The organism is Streptomyces sp. NPDC088354 (assembly GCF_044753585.1).
Lineage (GTDB): Bacteria > Actinomycetota > Actinomycetes > Streptomycetales > Streptomycetaceae > Actinacidiphila.
This window is the reverse complement of sequence record NZ_JBIVNJ010000021.1, coordinates 111,927-129,898: the sequence shown is the minus strand read 5'-3', so window position 1 is coordinate 129,898 and position 17,972 is coordinate 111,927. Positions and strand designations below refer to the sequence as shown.

The 17,972-nt window shown below is 73.5% G+C and carries 13 protein-coding genes and 1 pseudogene; 11 read left to right on the top strand and 3 right to left on the bottom strand.

Features of this window, described 5'->3' with window-relative positions:
* The 6 genes and pseudogenes from ACIP98_RS26985 to ACIP98_RS26960 all read left to right on the top strand — a co-directional run.
* A pseudogene (locus tag ACIP98_RS26985) lies at positions 1-933 on the top strand (serine/threonine protein kinase); the annotation flags it as partial.
* A gap of 121 nt (positions 934-1,054) precedes the next feature.
* A complete protein-coding gene (locus tag ACIP98_RS26980; RefSeq protein WP_401978350.1) occupies positions 1,055-2,902 on the top strand; it encodes a protein kinase in 1,848 nt (615 codons plus the stop codon).
* A gap of 81 nt (positions 2,903-2,983) precedes the next feature.
* Positions 2,984-4,879, top strand: coding sequence for a serine/threonine protein kinase (locus tag ACIP98_RS26975; RefSeq protein ID WP_401978348.1), 1,896 nt, complete (start codon positions 2,984-2,986; stop codon positions 4,877-4,879).
* A gap of 86 nt (positions 4,880-4,965) precedes the next feature.
* A complete protein-coding gene (locus ACIP98_RS26970) occupies positions 4,966-6,390 on the top strand; it encodes a serine/threonine-protein kinase (RefSeq protein WP_401978346.1) in 1,425 nt (474 codons plus the stop codon).
* A gap of 199 nt (positions 6,391-6,589) precedes the next feature.
* On the top strand, positions 6,590-8,209 hold the full coding sequence (locus ACIP98_RS26965; protein ID WP_401978344.1) for a succinic semialdehyde dehydrogenase: 1,620 nt from the start codon (positions 6,590-6,592) through the stop codon (positions 8,207-8,209).
* Positions 8,209-10,089: a GMC oxidoreductase gene (locus ACIP98_RS26960; RefSeq protein WP_401978343.1), complete on the top strand. Its 1,881-nt coding sequence runs from the start codon at positions 8,209-8,211 to the stop codon at positions 10,087-10,089. Before ACIP98_RS26965 ends, ACIP98_RS26960 begins: the two co-directional genes overlap by 1 nt.
* A gap of 493 nt (positions 10,090-10,582) precedes the next feature.
* On the opposite strand, the gene ACIP98_RS26955 is transcribed toward ACIP98_RS26960, so the two are convergent.
* Complete coding sequence (locus tag ACIP98_RS26955; protein ID WP_401978341.1) at positions 10,583-10,894, bottom strand: chorismate mutase; 312 nt, start codon at positions 10,892-10,894, stop codon at positions 10,583-10,585.
* Positions 10,895-11,172: 278 nt separating this feature from the next.
* Here ACIP98_RS26955 and guaA point away from each other — a divergent pair, with 278 nt between their 5' ends.
* From guaA to ACIP98_RS26940, 3 genes are all read left to right on the top strand, one after another.
* Positions 11,173-12,756 (top strand): glutamine-hydrolyzing GMP synthase, encoded by a 1,584-nt coding sequence (gene guaA / locus ACIP98_RS26950; protein WP_319658555.1) that lies wholly within the window; start codon positions 11,173-11,175, stop codon positions 12,754-12,756.
* Between the two features lie 90 nt (positions 12,757-12,846).
* Positions 12,847-13,638, top strand: a complete 792-nt coding sequence (locus tag ACIP98_RS26945) for a class II aldolase/adducin family protein (RefSeq protein WP_401978339.1) — start codon at positions 12,847-12,849, stop codon at positions 13,636-13,638.
* Between the two features lie 122 nt (positions 13,639-13,760).
* Positions 13,761-14,282 (top strand): DoxX family protein, encoded by a 522-nt coding sequence (locus ACIP98_RS26940; RefSeq protein WP_319658557.1) that lies wholly within the window; start codon positions 13,761-13,763, stop codon positions 14,280-14,282.
* Positions 14,283-14,348: 66 nt separating this feature from the next.
* On the opposite strand, the gene ACIP98_RS26935 is transcribed toward ACIP98_RS26940, so the two are convergent.
* Together ACIP98_RS26935 and ACIP98_RS26930 are read right to left on the bottom strand one after the other, a co-directional pair.
* Complete coding sequence (locus ACIP98_RS26935; protein ID WP_319658558.1) at positions 14,349-14,603, bottom strand: hypothetical protein; 255 nt, start codon at positions 14,601-14,603, stop codon at positions 14,349-14,351.
* Positions 14,600-15,868 (bottom strand): PspC domain-containing protein, encoded by a 1,269-nt coding sequence (locus tag ACIP98_RS26930; protein ID WP_319658559.1) that lies wholly within the window; start codon positions 15,866-15,868, stop codon positions 14,600-14,602. Before ACIP98_RS26930 ends, ACIP98_RS26935 begins: the two co-directional genes overlap by 4 nt.
* A 109-nt stretch (positions 15,869-15,977) precedes the next feature.
* On the opposite strand from ACIP98_RS26930, the gene ACIP98_RS26925 reads away from it, so the two are divergent.
* Together ACIP98_RS26925 and ACIP98_RS26920 are read left to right on the top strand one after the other, a co-directional pair.
* Entirely contained in the window at positions 15,978-17,285 is a 1,308-nt protein-coding gene (locus tag ACIP98_RS26925; RefSeq protein ID WP_401978337.1) for a PspC domain-containing protein, read from the top strand.
* Positions 17,282-17,953, top strand: coding sequence for a response regulator transcription factor (locus ACIP98_RS26920; RefSeq protein WP_319658561.1), 672 nt, complete (start codon positions 17,282-17,284; stop codon positions 17,951-17,953). The genes ACIP98_RS26925 and ACIP98_RS26920 overlap by 4 nt, the downstream gene beginning before the upstream one ends.
* Positions 17,954-17,972: the final 19 nt, after the last annotated feature.

The window sequence follows — 17,972 nt, the reverse complement described above, 5'->3', positions numbered from 1 at the left end:
GCGGGGTTGCTGGTGCGTGAGCCGGGGCGGCGGTTGTCGGCGGTGGAGGCGGAGCGGATGCTGCGGGCGGTGGCCGCCGAGTCGGCCACGGCCGGTGTGCCCCGCGAAGCCCTGGGACTCCCGCAGCCGCTGACCGGGCCGACCACGGTCGTCCGCCCCCCGGCCGGTGGCGTGACCGCGCCCGTCACCGCCGCCACGATGTCGCCGTACCAGCCGCAGGCCCCCGCCCCCGCCCCCGCCCCCGCCCCAGCACCGGCCCCTGCCCCGACGCCGCCGCCCGTCCGCCGCCGGCGCGCCCCCCTGTGGATCACCGCGGGTGTCCTGGTGGCGGCCCTCACCGCGGGCGGCGTGTACGCGGGCCGGCACTTCGGCGGCGCGGACCGTGCCACCGCGGGCTCGCCCGCGCCGACGTCCCCGTCGGCGCCGCCGAGCACGCCGTCCACCTCCGCGCCCGCCTCGCCGTCGCCCTCGTACAGCCCGTCCCCCGTCCCGGACGGCTACCACCTGGCCGAAGAGCCGGACCGCGGCTTCTCCGTGCCCATTCCCGACGGGTGGACGCGCCAGGCCAGCGACGACGGCCAGCAGATGATCTACGTCGACCCGACGGGGCTGGTCGGACTGCGCATCGGCACGCTGGACTTCGCGGGGCCGAGCCCCCTGCAGCACTTCAAGGACGAAGAGGCGCAGACGATCCCGAAACTGGACGGCTACGAGCAGCTGCGCATGCAGAGCACGCAATGGCGCGGACGGCCCGCCGCCATATGGGAGTTCACCTTCGAGGGCAAGGCGCGCACGTTCCGCGCGATCGACCTCGGATTCGGCGATCCCGGACAGCGGGAGTTCGCCGTCTACCTCTCCGCCCCGGCAGCACAATGGGCCTCTGACCGGCGGGTGTTCGAGAACGCCGTGGCCGGTCTCGTACTGCAGGACTAGCACAGGGTCAGGCCGGGGTGGGACCACGGGGCATTGTCAGGGATGATGGAGGTCTCCATCCCGCGGTCGCCGACATCAGGCGATGAGGGAGCTTCATCTTCAGCGACTGCAGAGGGAATTCATGGGTCAGGCGCATGACACCGACACCGACCACCGTCTCCTCGCCGGGCGCTACCGGCTGGGTGCCGTGCTCGGCAAGGGCGGCATGGGCACGGTCTGGCGGGCTGTCGACGAGACCCTGGGCCGTACCGTCGCCGTCAAGGAGCTCCGCTTTCCGGGCAATGTCGACGAGGACGAGAAGCGCCGCCTGATCACTCGCACCCTGCGGGAGGCCAAGGCGACCGCCCGCATCCGCAACACCGGGGCGATCACCGTCTTCGACGTCGTCGAGGAGGACGAGCGCCCCTGGATCGTGATGGAGCTGGTCGAGGGCCGCTCGCTGTCCGACGCGATCCGCGAGGACGGCCCGCTGACGCCCAAGCGCGCCGCCGAGGTCGGCCTGACCGTCCTTGACGTGCTGCGCGCCGCGCACAAGGAGGGCATCCTCCACCGCGACGTCAAGCCGTCCAACGTGCTGCTCGCCCAGGACGGCCGGGTCGTGCTGAGCGACTTCGGCATCGCCCAGATCGACGGCGACCCGTCGGTCACCTCCACCGGCATGCTCGTCGGGGCCCCCTCCTACATCTCGCCCGAGCGGGCCCGCGGCCAGAAGCCCGGTCCGCCCGCCGACCTGTGGTCGCTGGGCGCGCTGCTGTACGCGTGCGTGGAGGGCAGGCCGCCGTACGACAAGGGCTCCGCCATCGCGACCCTGACCGCCGTGATGACCGAGCAGCTCAAGACCCCCAGGAACGCGGGCCCGCTGGCCGGCGCGATCCAGGGGCTGCTCGCCAAGGACCCCGAGGAGCGCCTCGACGACGCGGCCGTGCGGCCGATGCTGACCGAGGTCGTCAACGCCCCGGTCGTCCCCGACGCACCGGCCCCCGACGTCACCCGCGCCATACCGCTGCCCACCGACCCGCAGCCGACGCCCACCGACGCGCCGCCCGCGACCCGCGAGGCCGCCGCCGACCAGGCCGCGCTGCGCGCGGCGAAGACCAAGCCGGAGCCGGTGCCGGCTCCGGCCGCCGCCCCGGCCCCGGCGGCGGTCGCCTCGGCGCCCTTCACCCCGCCGCCCTTCCTGCAGGACGAGCGGCGTCGCCGGATCCTGCTGGTCGTGGCGGGCGTGGTCGTGCTCGCCGTGCTTGGCACGATCATCGGCGTCCTGGCGGCCGGCGGCGACGAGGGCACGGGTTCCGGGGCGTCCCCCGGTCCCTCGGCCTCGGCGAGCACCAAGTCCGGTGACAACGGCGGTGTCAAGGACGACGACACGTCCGGTGACGACACGGGCAAGAACAAGGACGACGACAACTCCGGCCCGGGCAAGGGGACCGGCGGCTCCGGCTCCACCGCCGCGCCCTCGTCCGGCGGCGACTCGGGTTCCGGCAAGGGCTCCGACGACTCCGCCGGCTCGGTGCCGTCGGGCTGGAAGACCTACACCTCCGGTGAGGGCGGGTTCTCGATCGCGCTGCCCGCCGGCTGGGAGGCGAACAGCAGGGGCAACGGCTACGGCAGCGGCCGGATATTCAACGCGAACCACAGCCCGCGCGTCCAGATCGACTGGACGCCCACCCCCGGCAAGGACGCCGCCGAGGCCTGGCGGAAGCAGGAGCCGAGCAGCCGGAGCAGCTTCCCCGGCTATCAGCGGGTCTCCATCGACCCGGTCTCCTGGCGCGGTTACCGCACCGTCGCCGACTGGACGTTCACCTTCACCTCCCACGGCACCAGGATGCGGGCGGTCAACCGCGGGTTCGTCACCGACGACACGCACGGGTACGCCATCCTCTTCACGGCCCCGGACGCCGAGTGGAACAGCGCGAAGACCCAGGCGATGCTGGCCGCTCTGTACAAGACCTTCAAACCGGCCAAGTGACACCGCTCGAGCACGTATCGTGAATCATTGCGGACTGTCCGCATCCAGATCGGATCGGATCTGACGCTTTGGGGAGGCGTCGTGGACGACTACGCGGGACGGGTCCTGGCCGACCGCTACCGCCTGCCGCGGCCGCCCGCCGACGAGTACGAACTGGTGGAGACCCGGGCCTTCGACACCTACAGCGGCCAGGAGGTGCTGATACGCCAGGTGCTGCTGCCGGAGGTCGTCGGTGCCGAGCCGGAGCCGTACCGCGGTGACGGCGGGGACACCGCGCGGCGGGCGCTGGAGGCCGCCCGTGCGGCGGCCGCGATACCCGACCACCCCCGGCTGGTGCAGGTCTTCGACATCTTCGTCGAGGACGGCAGCGTCTGGATAGTGAGCGAGCTGGTCTCCGCCCGCCCGCTCGCCGCGCTCCTGGCCGACAAGAAGCTGAGCCCGTACCGCGCCGCCGAGGTCGGCAACGACGTGCTGACCGCGCTGCGCGTGCTGCACGCCCACGGCTGGACCCACCGCAATGTCACCGCCGGCACCGTGCTGGTCTGCGACGACGGCCGCGCCATGCTGTCCGGCCTCGCGGTCGGCGCAGCCCAGGAGGCGCTGTGCGGCTACAACACGCTGCCGGTGCCCGCGCTCACGGGCGGCGGCGAGGAGGAGGCGGGCGGCGGCAGCTGGGAGGGCCCGCACTCGGTGCTGGAACTCGAGCGCGCCCGGCAGGCCCGGCTCACCGTGGTCGGCCCGGTCACCGAACGCTGGGCCCCGGAGCAGGCCACCGAGGTCCACGAGAACTGGCAGCTGGCGCCGCCGGTCGGACCCGCCGCCGACCTGTGGGCGCTGGGCTCGCTGCTCTTCCGCAGTGTGCAGGGCCACCCGCCGTTCCCGGAGGAGTCCACGAACGAGCTGGTCCAGCTCGTCGTCGCCGAGCCCCCCGCGTTCGCCGAGGAGTGCGGTCCGCTGCGGCCCGTCGTGGAGTCCCTGCTGCGGCAGGACCCCGAGGAGCGGCCGGACGTGGAGGAACTGCGCGGCTGGCTGCGCTCCCTCGTGCGCTCCGCCCCCGAGCCCGATCTCGGGCTGCGCACCGTGCCGGTGCCCGCCGACGACCCGCACAAGCTGCCCATCGTGCGGCGCCGGGGCGAGCTCGTACGCCGCCGCAAGGCCGCCGCCGATCCGGTGCCGGTGCCCCTGGCCCACGGCCGCCACAAGCGGTCCAGGGAACGCAAGCGGAGTGCGCGGGGGCCGCGCACGCTCGGGTTGATGCTCGTCGCCCTGGTCCTGGCGCTGCTGGCCGCGGCCGTGGTCTACGCCGTGGTCTTCCTGCCGCGCGCCGGCACGGCCGACGAGGGCGGCGCGGGCTCCTCCCGCACCCTGCCCGCGCAGGTGCCCGGTGGCGACGACAAGCCGCAGGGCTCGCATGCCCCGTCCGCCCCGTCCTCCGGGACCTCGCCGTCGGGGACGCCGGGGAGCAAGGCGCCGGCGAGCAGCGCGCCGCCCACCCGGTCCACGCCCCCCGGCAACACGGTGACCACCGGTCTGGGCGGCGACTTCCAGCTGCGCACGGACCCGGCGGGCTTCCACCTGGCCGTGCCCAACGGCTGGCATCGCAGCGGCAGGAACGGTGACGGCCAGGTCCGCTACACCGGCGGGGACTACCAGCTGCTCGTCGTCCCCGGCCGCGACGCGGTCGCCGCAGGCGGCGGCGATCCCATGGCGTACCAGAACGACGAGCCGGAGCTGGCGGGCTTCCGCGCCTCGAGCTGGTCGTCGGCCTCCGGGCTGCGCCGCCTCGACATGGGCGGCGTCCCCGCGGCGGAGGGGGAGTTCAGCTGGAGCGACGCCTCCGGGCAGCAGCTCTTCGCGCGCAACCTGGTGATGGTCAGGGACGGCAAGTACCACATCGTGCTGGTCGTCGGGCCGGACAACCGCCGCTCGGACGTCAAGCGGTACTTCGAGAAGGCGGCCGAGACCTACGGCACCTGACCCGTCCCGCCCCGGTCCCGCGCGCGGAACCGGACCGGAACCGGACCGGACGGTCGCGGCGTCGAACAGCCCGTGGGGGCAGCGGAATGATCGGAAGCGCGAGCGGCAGCGGCAGCGTGGTGGCCGGACGGTACCGGCTGGGCGACCTGATCGGCAGCGGCGGAATGGGCCGCGTGTGGGAGGCGCAGGACGTCGTGCTGCGCCGTACCGTCGCGATCAAGGAGCTGACCCTCGGCGCCCATCTGGCCGAGGAGGACCGGGTCCTGCTGCAGACCCGCATGCAGCAGGAGGCCCGCGCGGCGGCCCGGATCAACCACCCGGGCGTGGTCACCGTCCACGACGTGGTCGAGCAGGACGGCCGCCCGTGGATCGTCATGGAGCTCGTGGACGGCCGCTCCCTGGAGGAGGCGGTCCGCAAGGACGGCCCGCTGCCCCCGCGCGAGGCCGCCCGGGTCGGCGCCGCCGTCCTCGACGCGCTGCGTGCCGCGCACGCCGCGGGCGTCCTGCACCGTGACGTCAAACCGGCCAATGTGCTGCTCGCCCGCGACGGCCGGGTGCTGCTGTCGGACTTCGGCATCGCCGTCGTCGAGGGCGACGCGGCCATCACACGCACCGGCGAACTCGTCGGGTCCGTCGACTACCTGGCCCCCGAACGGGCCCGCGGCGGCCGGCCCGGCCCCGAGTCCGACCTGTGGTCGCTGGGCGCGACGCTCTACGCCGCGGTCGAGGGCCGCTCCCCGTTCCGCCGCACCTCGCCGATCGGCACGCTGCAGGCGGTGGTGTACGAGGAGCCGCCCGAGCCCCGCACCGCGGGACCGCTGCGGCCGGTGATCACGGGCCTGCTGCGGAAGGAGCCGGCCGCCCGGACGCCCGCGGGGGAACTCGCGACCACGCTGGCGGTGGTCGCCGCGGGCAGGGCGCACCACGGCGGCCCGCGCGGACGGCGCGGGGTCCTCGCGGCGGTCGCGGTCCCGGTCGCGGTCGCGCTGCTCGCGGCCGTCGTCGTGGCCGTCCTGCACGACCGGGGCGGCGACACGGCCGCCGGTGCGACCGGCGGGGTGCCCGCCGGGTACGTGCGCGTCACGGACCCGGCCGGGTTCAGCGTGGCCGTACCGCGCGGCTGGAAGCGGCAGTTGGACGGCGACCAGATCGACTACACGCCCGACAACGGCGCGCACCGGCTGCGCGTCGGGATCGAGAGCCGCCCGGCGGACCCCAATCCGTACATGCATCTGCTCGCACTGGAGAAGGACGTCCGCGCGCTGCCCCGCTACACCCGCGTGCGGCTGCACCAGAACACCTTCCGCGGGGGCGACGGCGCGCTGTGGGAGTTCACCTGGACCGCCGAGAAGGAGAACCCCGGGCCGCGCCGCGCCGTCGACCAGGCGTACCGCGCCCCGGACGGCACCGAGTACGCGGTGTACATGGGCGCCCCGGCCGCCGACTGGCCCGCGTCCCTCGCCCGGTTCCAGGTCGCGCTCCAGACCTGGCGGACCGAACCGCGGTCCTGACCACGGCGTGCCTCCTCCGGCGACGCGGTGCGTGCCGCCGCCGGCCCGGGGCGGCGGCCCGGCGCGCGTGCCGCGGTCCGCGTCCCGGACCGGGGCCGGGACGGGCTTGCGGCGTTCTTGCCAGCTTTTGCTGGCGTCCTTGTGAAAAGTAGCTACTGACGGGTATGCACGCGGTGTCGTCCCGCCGTACTCTCCCGCCATGACGGACTTCCCCCCAAGTGGTCCCGCCGGTCAGGCCGGCGACGGCAACCCGGTCGCCCCCGCCGGCAGCAGGACGGCCGCCGACGTGGTGACCCCCGAACTGGTCGCACGGCTCACCCGGGGCGTGGGCGGCAGCGGCCGCACCGCGAACCACACGCCGATGACCGGCGAGACGCTGGCGGAGCTGCCCGAGTCGACGCCGGAGGACGTGGCGGCGGCGTACGAACGGGCCCGGGAGGCGCAGCGGGCGTGGGCGGCCACCCCGGTCCGCAAGCGCGCCGCGGTGCTGCTGCGGTTCCACGACCTGGTCCTGCGCCGGCAGGCCGAGGTGCTGGACCTCATCCAGCTGGAGACCGGGAAGACCCGGCTGCACGCGCACGAGGAGGTGCAGGCCGTCGCCGTCGCCGCCCGCCACTACGGGCTGAAGGCCCCGTCGTACCTGCGGCCCAAGCGGCACACGGGCGCGATCCCGGTGCTGACCAAGGTCGTCGAACTGCGCCACCCGCGCGGTGTGATCGGGCAGATCGCCCCCTGGAACTACCCCTTGGAGCTGTCCATCGGCGACGCGCTGCCCGCCTTCGTCGCGGGCAACGCCGTGGTCATGAAGCCCGACACCGAGACGGCGCTGACCGCCCTGTGGGCGCGCGAGCAGCTGATCGAGGCCGGGCTGCCGGCCGACGTCTGGCAGATCGTGATCGGCGAGGGCCCGGTCGTCGGCCCCGCCGTGGTCGAGCACGCCGACTACGTGTCGTTCACCGGCTCGACCCGCACCGGCCGCGACGTGGCGACCCGCGCCGCCGCCCGCCTGGTCGGCGTCTCCCTCGAACTGGGCGGCAAGAACGCCCTGTTGGTGCTGGAGGACGCCGACCTGGACAAGGCCGCCGAGGGTGCGGTCCGCGCCTGCTTCTCCTCCGCCGGGCAGCTGTGCATCTCCATCGAGCGGCTCTTCGTCCACGCGTCGGTGGCCGACGCCTTCCTGGAGCGCTTCACCGCCCGTACCAGGGCCCTCAAGCTCGGCACCGCCCTCGCCTACGGCGCCGGGATGGGCTCGCTGGCCGGCGAGCGCCAGCTGGAGACCGTCACCCGGCACGTGGAGGAGGCCGTCGCCAAGGGCGCGACCGTCCTCGCCGGCGGCCGGCCGCGTCCCGACGTCGGCCCGTTCTTCTTCGAGCCGACGGTCCTGGACGGTGTGGAGGCCCCGATGGCGGTCTGCACCGAGGAGACCTTCGGCCCGGTCGTCTCCGTCTACCGCTTCACCGACGAGGACGAGGCCGTCGAGCGCGCCAATGCCACGCCGTACGGCCTCAACTCCAGCGTGTGGACCAAGGACGCCCGCCGCGGCACCCGCGTCGCCGCCCGTCTGCGCAGCGGCACCGTCAACGTCAACGAGGGCTACTCGTCCGCCTACGGCAGCGTCCGCTCCCCGATGGGCGGCATGAAGGACTCCGGCCTCGGCCGCCGGCACGGCTCCGAGGGCATCCTGAAGTACACCGAGGCGCAGACCGTGGCCACGCAGCGGCTGCTGCCGATGGCCCCGTCGCTGGGCATGGACGACGCGGCGTACGCGGCCTTCATGAGCCGCAGCCTGCGCGTGATGAAGGCACTGAGGCTCCGCTGATGGGGGACGAGCCGATGGGACGGACCCGGGACGACGGACAGGACGACGACGGCCAGGTCCAGGACCAGCACCAGGACCAGCAGCAGGACGTGGACGCGGACCTGGACGTGGACGTGGACGTGGACTACGACGTGATCGTGGTCGGGTCCGGCTTCGGCGGCGCCGTCTCCGCGCTGCGCCTGACCGAGAAGGGCTGGAAGGTCGGCGTCCTGGAGGCGGGCCGCCGCTGGACCCGCGAGTCCCTGCCGAAGAACTCCTGGCACCTCAAGGACTACCTGTGGGCCCCGGCCTTCGGGCTGTACGGGATCCAGCGCATCCACCTGCTCGACAACGTCATGATCCTGGCGGGCGCCGGGGTCGGCGGCGGCTCGCTCAACTACGCCAACACCCTCTACGTGCCGCCGAAGGCGTTCTTCGAGGACCGCCAGTGGGGTCACATCACCGACTGGCGGGAGGAGCTCGCGCCCTACTACGACCAGGCCAAGCGGATGCTGGGCGTGCGCCTCAACCCGACCATGACCCCCTCCGACGTCCACCTCAAGGCGGCCGCCGAGAAGATGGGCGTCGGCGACTCCTTCCACATGGCCCCGGTGGGCGTGTTCTTCGGCGACGGCCAGGACGCCGGGGGGGACGCCAAGGCCGCGCCCGGCGGCGAGGTCCCCGACCCGTACTTCGGCGGCGAGGGGCCGTCCCGGCGGGCCTGCACCGAGTGCGGGGAGTGCATGACCGGCTGCCGGCACGGCGCCAAGAACACCCTCAACGAGAACTACCTGCACCTCGCCGAGAAGGCGGGCGCGGTGATCCACCCGATGACCACGGTCACCGCGCTGGCGGAGAACCCCCAGGGCGGCTACGACGTCTCCGTCGTGCCCACCGACCGCCGCAAGGCCGCCCCCCGCGTCCTGCGCGCCCGGTACGTGGTCGTCGCGGCCGGCACCTACGGTACGCAGACGCTGCTGCACCGCATGCGCGACGCGGGCCGGCTGCCCGGTGTCTCGGCCCGGCTCGGCGAGCTGACCCGCACCAACTCCGAGGCCCTGGTGGGCGCGCAGACCGACAGCCGCCGCTACCGCAGGCGTACGGGTGAGCAGCGGGTGGACTTCACGCGGGGCGTGGCCATCACGTCCTCGATCCACCCCGACGACCACACCCACATCGAGCCGGTCCGCTACGGCAAGGGCTCCAACTCGATGGGCGGCCTGTCCATCCTGCAGGTCCCGCACGGCACGAGACTGCCGCGCGGCCTGGCCTACCTGGCGCACTGCGCCCGCCACCCGGTGCTGCTGATGCGCTCGCTGTCCAACCGCCGCTGGTCCGAGCGCACCATCATCGGCCTGGTCATGCAGTCCCTGGACAACTCGCTGACCACCTACCGCAAGCCCAAGGGCCTGGGGAAGGGCCTGCTCACCGCCCGCCAGGGGCACGGCGCGCCCAACCCGGACTTCATCCCCGAGGGCGCGGAGGCGGCCCGGCTGCTGGCCGAGGAGATCAACGGCTTCGCGGGCAGCAACGTCGGCGAGTTGATGGGCACCCCGCTCACGGCGCACTTCCTGGGCGGCTGCGCGATCGGCGAGGACGCGGAGCACGGCGTCATCGACCCGTACCACCGGCTGTTCGGGCACCCGGGCATCCATGTCGTGGACGGCGCGGCCGTGTCGGCCAACCTCGGCGTCAACCCGTCGCTGACCATCACCGCGCAGGCGGAACGGGCGATGGCGCTGTGGCCCAACAAGGGCGAGGCGGACCCCCGTCCGGCCCAGGGCGAGGCCTACCGCCGGGTCACGCCGGTCGAGCCGAAGCAGCCGGTCGTCCCGCAGGACGCCTTCGGCGCCCTGCGCCTGCCGCTGCTCCCGGTCCCGCCGGTGCCCCCCAAGCCGTGACGGACGGCCGTCGTCGCGGGACGGCGGCCGGCGGAGGGCGACTCACTCGATCGTGGGCCGGATGTCTGCCCAAGTGCGGCGAAATGAGTAGTGTGTTCCTCGCAGAGCGGCCGGCCCCCGGCGTCCCCGGGGCCGACCGCCACTTTTGAGTCGTGACCGGGCTGCTGTCCCCTGCTGTCCGGTCACATCCACCGGAACGAGGTCCCACGGCGGGCCCGCGGTGCTTCCACTAGGCGCGGGCGCGCCTCATCGTTCCGATGCCACCCCGCCCAGCTGCGTCTGAGCGGTGTCCACGCGTGGTGTCCTGCTTTTCGACGTCTTGTTGTTCCTGCTGTCCCGCTACCCCTGGCCCAGGGTGACCGCGCCTGGCTGGCACGGACACCGGATTCAACGAAGGCACCCGGAGGCGGTCACGTGCCGTACGGGTGATGCCCCCCGAACGGGTCACACGGCCCGTCCCGGGGGCGGCCACCGCCCCCGGCGCACGCCCGGCTCAGACGCGGCCGCGGCACAGCTCCAGCAGGGTCATCGCCAGCGCGGTGCCGGGCCTGCCCAGCTCACCGCGGAAGCGGCCGAGGACCTCCATCTCGCGGGCCAGGTGCACCCGGCGGCCGCCGGAGGCGATCCGGGCCCGCTGGATGCCGGCCGAGACCGTCATCCGTTCCCGGATCAGCGCGATGATCCGGGCGTCGAGGTCGTCGATGCGCTGGCGGGCGCCGGCGATCACGGTCTCGGCGGTGTGCTCCTTCGCGGGTCGCTCCTGCTCCGGCCGTTCCTGCCCGGTGGGTGCTGCCGTGCTGCTCATGGGTCTCTCCTCGGGGGGTACGGCCCCTGACCTGCCCGGGGAGGCAAACGCCAGGCGCCCCGGGCCGTGTGGCCCGGGGCGCCTGGTGACGTCTGAAATGCGTTTCCGCGATCAGACAGCACGACCATGGCAGCCGGACCAGCCGGTGCCATAGGTAAACGCGAAGTGCGTGCTGCTGAACATGGCGGACAGTGTGACCCCTCGGGGCGGGGAAGTAAAGCCGCGGGCCCCGGTAGAATCGACAGGGACCCCACGTTCGACCCGCCGGAAGGCCCACCGTGGCATCAGCGACCCCAGCCGCCCCCGACACCGTTCTCGTCGTCGACTTCGGGGCGCAGTACGCCCAGCTCATCGCCCGCCGTGTCCGTGAGGCCCGGGTCTACAGCGAGATCGTGCCGAGCACCATGCCGGTCCAGGAGATGCTGGCCAAGCGGCCGGCCGCGATCATCCTGTCCGGCGGACCGTCCTCGGTCTACGCGGAGCACGCCCCGCGGCTGGACCGCGCCCTCTTCGAGGCCGGCGTGCCGGTCTTCGGCATGTGCTACGGCTTCCAGCTGATGGCGATCACCCTCGGCGGCACCGTCGACAACACCGGCGCCCGTGAGTACGGCCGCACGCCGCTGCACGTCGGCAAGACCGGTTCGACGCTCTTCGAGGGCACCCCGGCCGAGCACTCGGTGTGGATGTCGCACGGTGACACCTGCTCCGCCGCCCCCGAGGGCTTCGCGGTCACCGCGACCACCGACCTCGTGCCCGTCGCCGCCTTCGAGAACGACGAGAAGAAGCTCTACGGCGTCCAGTACCACCCCGAGGTGCTGCACTCCGAGCACGGCCAGCAGGTGCTGGAGCACTTCCTGTACCGGGGCGCGGGCATCGCGCCGAACTGGACCACGCACAACGTGGTGGAGGAGCAGGTCGCCGCGATCCGCGCCCAGGTCGGCGACAAGCGCGCGATCTGCGGCCTGTCCGGCGGCGTGGACTCCGCGGTCGCCGCGGCCCTGGTCAACAAGGCCATCGGGGAGAAGCTGACCTGCGTCTACGTGGACCACGGCCTGATGCGCAAGGGCGAGTCCGAGCAGGTCGAGAAGGACTTCGTCGCGGCTACCGGCGTGCAACTGAAGGTCGTCGACGCCGAGGAGCGCTTCCTGACCGCGCTCGCCGGGGTCTCCGACCCCGAGGAGAAGCGCAAGATCATCGGCCGGGAGTTCATCCGGGTCTTCGAGCAGGCCGCGAGCGAGATCGTCGCCGAGGCCGGCGCGCACGGCGAGTCGGTGGAGTTCCTGGTCCAGGGCACGCTCTACCCGGACGTCGTGGAGTCCGGCGGCGGCACCGGCACCGCCAACATCAAGTCCCACCACAACGTGGGCGGCCTCCCCGAGGACCTGCAGTTCCAGCTCGTCGAGCCGCTGCGCAAGCTGTTCAAGGACGAGGTCCGCATGGTCGGCCAGGAACTCGGCCTGCCCGAGGAGATCGTCCAGCGCCAGCCCTTCCCGGGCCCGGGCCTGGGCATCCGCATCGTCGGCGAGGTCACCAAGGAGCGGCTGGACCTGCTGCGCGACGCCGACGCCATCGCCCGCGAGGAGCTCACCGCGGCCGGTCTGGACCGCGACATCTGGCAGTGCCCGGTGGTCCTCCTCGCCGACGTCCGCTCCGTCGGCGTCCAGGGCGACGGCCGCACCTACGGTCACCCGATCGTGCTGCGCCCGGTCTCCAGCGAGGACGCCATGACCGCCGACTGGTCGCGGCTGCCCTACGAGGTGCTGGCCCGCATCTCCACCCGCATCACCAACGAGGTCGCGGACGTCAACCGGGTCGTGCTGGACGTCACCAGCAAGCCCCCGGGCACCATCGAGTGGGAGTAGCCCCCTCACGTGGGGCAGGCTTGGGGCGATACCGGGGAAACCTGGTATCGCCCCTGTCCATCTGCGGTACCTCGGGGTAACTTCCGCGCCATGACCGACACCGCGCCGCAGCCCGTACCGCCCGATCAGTTGCATTTCGCCCTGCCGCCGACGTTCGAGGACCCGGCCGAGGAGCGGCGGCACCGCAAGGAGCGACTGGCGGCGGCGTTGCGGGCGTTCGGCCGGATGGGGTTCGAGGAGGGCGTGTCGGGCCACATCACGGTCCGCGACCCGGAGTTGGCCGACCACTTCTGGGTCAACCCCTTCGGGGTGCCCTTCGCGCACGTCGCCGTCGGCGAGTTGATCCTGGTCAACCAGCAGGGTGCGGTGGTCGAGGGCCGCCACCACGTCAACCAGGCCGCGTTCACCATCCACGCCCATGTGCACCTGGCCCGCCCCGACGCGGTGGCCGTCGTCCACAGCCACTCCACGTACGGCCGGGCGCTGGCGGCGCTCGGCGAGCGGCTGGAGCCGATCAGCCAGGAGGCGTGCGCCTTCTACGAGGACCACGCGGTGTACGACTCCTACACCGGCGTGGTGGTCGACGACGCCGAGGCACGGCGCGTCGCCGTGGTGCTCGGCGGCCACAAGGGCGTGATCCTCCGCAACCACGGGCTGCTGACGGTGGGGGAGACGGTGGACGCGGCGGCGTGGTGGTTCATGACCATGGAGAAGGCCTGCGAGGTGCAGCTCAGCGCCAAGGCGGCGGGCACGCCGGTGCTGATCGGCCACGACGACGCGGTGGCCACCCGTGAGCAACTGGGACACGATCTGGTCGCCTGGATCAACTATCAGCCGACATATGAGCGGATAGTCCGCCAGGATCCCGAGCTTTTTGATTGAACGCTTGACGGTTGGCGTACGTATCCGCCTATGGCGCTCCCGGAGAACCGTCCGGGAGGGGGCAGCGGACCGGGCGTGGATGTGAGAGGGCGGACGTCATGAGTGTGACGGGTACAGCGGGCATGGGCGGAACACGAGACTCGGGGACGGATCCCTCACAGGGACCGTGGCGGGACACCGCCCGGCGCTACGCGCTGCTGCCCCTGCGCATCTTCCTCGGCGTGACCTTCGTCTACGCCGGCTTCGACAAACTGCTGTCGGACACCTTCTTCACCGACTCCGCGCCGGGCTCCCTGGTCGGCACCCTCAACGGGGTGCGCGGCAGCGCCGCCGTCCCCGCGATGATCGACCTGGCCCTGAAGAGCCCGCACGGCTTCGGCTACGCCATCGCCTTCGGCGAGATCGCGGCGGGCATCGGCATCCTGATCGGACTGCTGAGCCGCATCGCCGCCCTCGGCGGCGCCCTCATCTCGCTGAGCCTGTGGCTCACGGTCAGCTGGGCCACCCAGCCCTACTACTACGGCAACGACCTGATCTACCTGATGGCGTGGCTCCCCCTGGTACTCGCCGGGGCACCGCAGTTGTCGGTGGACGCGGCCATCGCCCGCCGCAGGGGACGCGGCGGGCGCCGGCTCTACGGCTGACCCGTACGGGCCGGTGCGCAGGGGCCGGCGAGGGGCGCGCCGCCCCTCGCCGGCCCCTGCGCCCGTCTACCGGCGGACGCGGTGGTGGTGGCTGACCCGGCGGCCCGGGAGCTCCGGGGGCGGACCGCCGCGGCGCGCACGGGCCGAACGGGCGATGAACGCACCGAGCGCCGCCAGCCCGAGGCCGGCGGAGGTGACGGGGACGGCGACCCGTGGCGGCAGGACGAGCGTGCCGGCGGCGTCCAGCAGGAACACCGTGGCCAGGGCCAGCAGCACCAGCGCGGTGAACAGGGCCGAGGGACGGAAGCGGTGCCGGTTCACCGGGTCACCTGTACCTGACCGACACCCATCTCGACCTCCAGTTTCAGCGTCCCGGTGGACTTCTTCCCGTCCGCCGGCTCCAGCCTGACCGTCTTGTCCACCCCGGGCTGCACGTCGACGTCCTCCTCCCCGTCGCCCGGCAGTTGCACGTCGCCGAGGCCCACACTCACGTGCAGTTCCAAGGTGACGTCCGCCGGGACCTTGACCACGATCTGTCCCGCGCCGACTTGGGCGCGGGTCGCGACGGTGCGCCCTCCGGGTTCGAGGCCGGACAGGTCCAACGTCGCCTGACCGGTGCCCAGTTCGTAGGAGCCCTGTACGGAGGCGACCGTGGCGGGCGTCCAGGTGCGGTGCTGCCACTCGTGGCCGACGGACTTCGGCAGCACCGACGAGCCGACCAGCAGGGCCGCGGTGAGTACGACCGCGAAGACCGTGCCGCCGCCGAGTCGCCCCCACCACCCGCTCACCGCGAAGCCCAGGCCGAAGACGGCCAGCGCGGCGGCGAAACCGATCTGCAGGGCGGTGCCGAGCGGCTGGGAGTTCCAGGCCGCGGCGACGCAGGCGGTGGCCGCCGCCACGGCCAGGAAGAACACCGGCACCCCCAGCCAGGCCCCCTCGCGGCGGACCGCCTGCCGGCGCCGCCGCCACTCGTGGCGGTCGCGCTCGTCGTCGGCGGGCCCGTCGTCCGGCCCCCACAGGTAGCCCCCGCCGCCCGCGGCGGGCGCCGCGTCCTCGACCGGGCCGTCCTTCCACCACGCCGGTGTGGCCGGGGCGGGCGGCGGCTGGGTGGGCGGCGGCGGAGCGGTGCCCGGCACCGGGGCCTGGGCCGTCCGCTGCCGGTGCTGCGACCAGTACACGGCGCCGGCGAACGCCGCCACCAGCCCCAGGGAGAACGCCAGGTTGCCTCCGCTGCCGAGCAGCGACAGGAACAGCCCGCAGCCCACCAGGGCCATCAGCACGGCGGTCAGGGCGGCGCCCTCCACGCGGCCGGACAGCAGCCGGTGCGCCTCGCTCTCGGCCGGTTCGCCGTTCCCGCCGGCGCCCTCCGCCGGGATCAGCAGCCAGCCCAGGCCGTAGGCCACCAGCCCGAGGCCGCCGGTGAGCGCGAGCACGCCGAGCACGATCCGGAAGACCACCGGGTCGATGTCGAAGTAGCGTCCCGCCCCCTCGCAGACGCCCGCGATCACCTTCCGCCCGCGGCTGCGGGTGAGCCTGCGCCGCTGCGGGACCGCCTCGGGCGTGCCGTGCGTGTACTGCTCCGTCATGGCTCCATGGTGGCGGCCCGCGGGCCCCGCCGGTATCCGGAACGACCCTGACCGCGCATGGGGGCCAACCCTGATACCCACCGTCCGCGAAACGTGTGACCATCGGGGCATGTCACCCGCCGGCCCGCAGACACCCCCGTCCACCGGGGCGTCGTACTTCGCCCCGCCGGACCCGGCCGAGCCGCGGGTCCGCAAGCTGTACCGCAGCTCCGAGGGCCGCATGATCGGCGGCGTGGCCCGCGGTCTGGCCGGGCACCTCGGGCTGCCGGTGGCGTGGGTGCGCGTGGTCTTCGTCGTGCTGGCCACCATCCAGGGGCTGGGCATCCTGCTGTACGCGGTCTTCTGGTTCGTCGTGCCGCTCGGCGTCGGCGGGGTCGTGGAGGCCAAGGAGCCGCGCGACGCCCGCTCGTGGCTCGCCGGGCGCCGGCCCGACCGGGGCCAGATCGTCGCGCTGCTCGCGCTCGCGGCGGGCCTGGGCATCCTGCTGGACAACCTCGACCTCGGCGCCGCCAACGCCTATGTCTGGCCGCTGCTGCTGATCGGCCTCGGCGTCGCGCTGGTGTGGCGGCAGGCGGACAACGCCCGCCGTGCCCGCTGGGCCGAACTCAGCCGCGGCAAGCGGCTGCTGCCCGTCGCGCGCGGCGCGGCCGGGGTGATCCTGGTCGGCGTCGGGGTGACCGGCTTCCTCGTCGTGCAGGGCTCGGTCAGCCACCTCGGCACCATCCTGCAGGCCGCGCTCGCCGTGCTCGTCGGTGTCGCGCTCATCGCCGGCCCCTACCTCGTACGCATGACGCAGGACCTGTCGGCGGAGCGCCTCGCGCGCATCCGGGCCCAGGAGCGGGCCGAGGTGGCCGCGCACGTCCACGACTCGGTGCTGCACACCCTGACCCTGATCCAGCGGCACGCCGACGACCCGCGCGAGGTGGCCCGGCTGGCCCGCGCGCAGGAACGCGAGCTGCGCGCCTGGCTCTACCGTCCCGAGGGCAACGGCCGGGAGGACGAGCCGACCACCGTGGCCGACGCGGTACGCCGCGCCGCGGCGGAGGTGGAGGACGCGCACGGCGTCCAGGTCGAGGTGGTGTGCGTCGGCGACTGCCCGCTGGACGAGCGGCTCGTCGCGCAGATGCAGGCGGCCCGCGAGGCCATGGTCAACGCCGCCAAGTACGGTGGCGACGAGCCGGTGCAGGTGTACGCGGAGGTCGAGGGGGACAGGGTCTTCGTGTCCGTGCGCGACCGCGGCCCCGGCTTCGACCTGGACGACGTACCGTCGGACAGGATGGGCGTACGGGAGTCCATCATCGGCAGGATGAGGCGCAACGGCGGCGAGGCGCGGCTGCGCCCCGCGCCGGGCGGGGGGACGGAAGTGGAGCTGGAGATGGAGCGGCAGCAGGACTCGGGAGCAGGGAGGCCGTCATGAGCGACGATCGGCGCGTGAGGGTCGTCCTCGTCGACGACCACCGGATGTTCCGCACCGGGGTCCAGGCCGAGATCGGCGAGACCGAGCGGACCGGCGTGGACGTGGTCGGCGAGGCCGCCGACGTCGACCAGGCGGTCGCGGTCATCACCGCGACCCGGCCCGACGTGGTGCTGCTCGACGTCCACCTGCCGGGCGGCGGCGGGGTCGAGGTGCTCAAGCGCTGCGCGGGACTGAGCGCGGACCCCGAACACCCCGTGCGCTTCCTGGCGCTGTCGGTCTCCGACGCCGCCGAGGACGTCATCGGCGTGATCCGCGGCGGTGCCCGCGGCTATGTCACCAAGACCATCACCGGGCCCGACCTGGTCAACTCGGTCTTCCGGGTGGCCGACGGCGACGCGGTCTTCTCGCCCCGGCTGGCCGGCTTCGTCCTGGACGCCTTCGCCTCCACCGACGCCCCGCCGGTCGACGAGGACCTGGACCGGCTCACCCAGCGCGAGCGCGAGGTGCTGCGGCTGATCGCCCGCGGCTACGCCTACAAGGAAGTGGCCAAGCAGCTCTACATCTCCGTCAAGACGGTCGAGTCGCACGTCTCGGCGGTGCTGCGCAAGCTCCAGCTCTCCAACCGGCACGAGCTCACCCGCTGGGCCACCGCGCGCCGGCTGGTCTGAGCGGCGGGGACCACGCGGG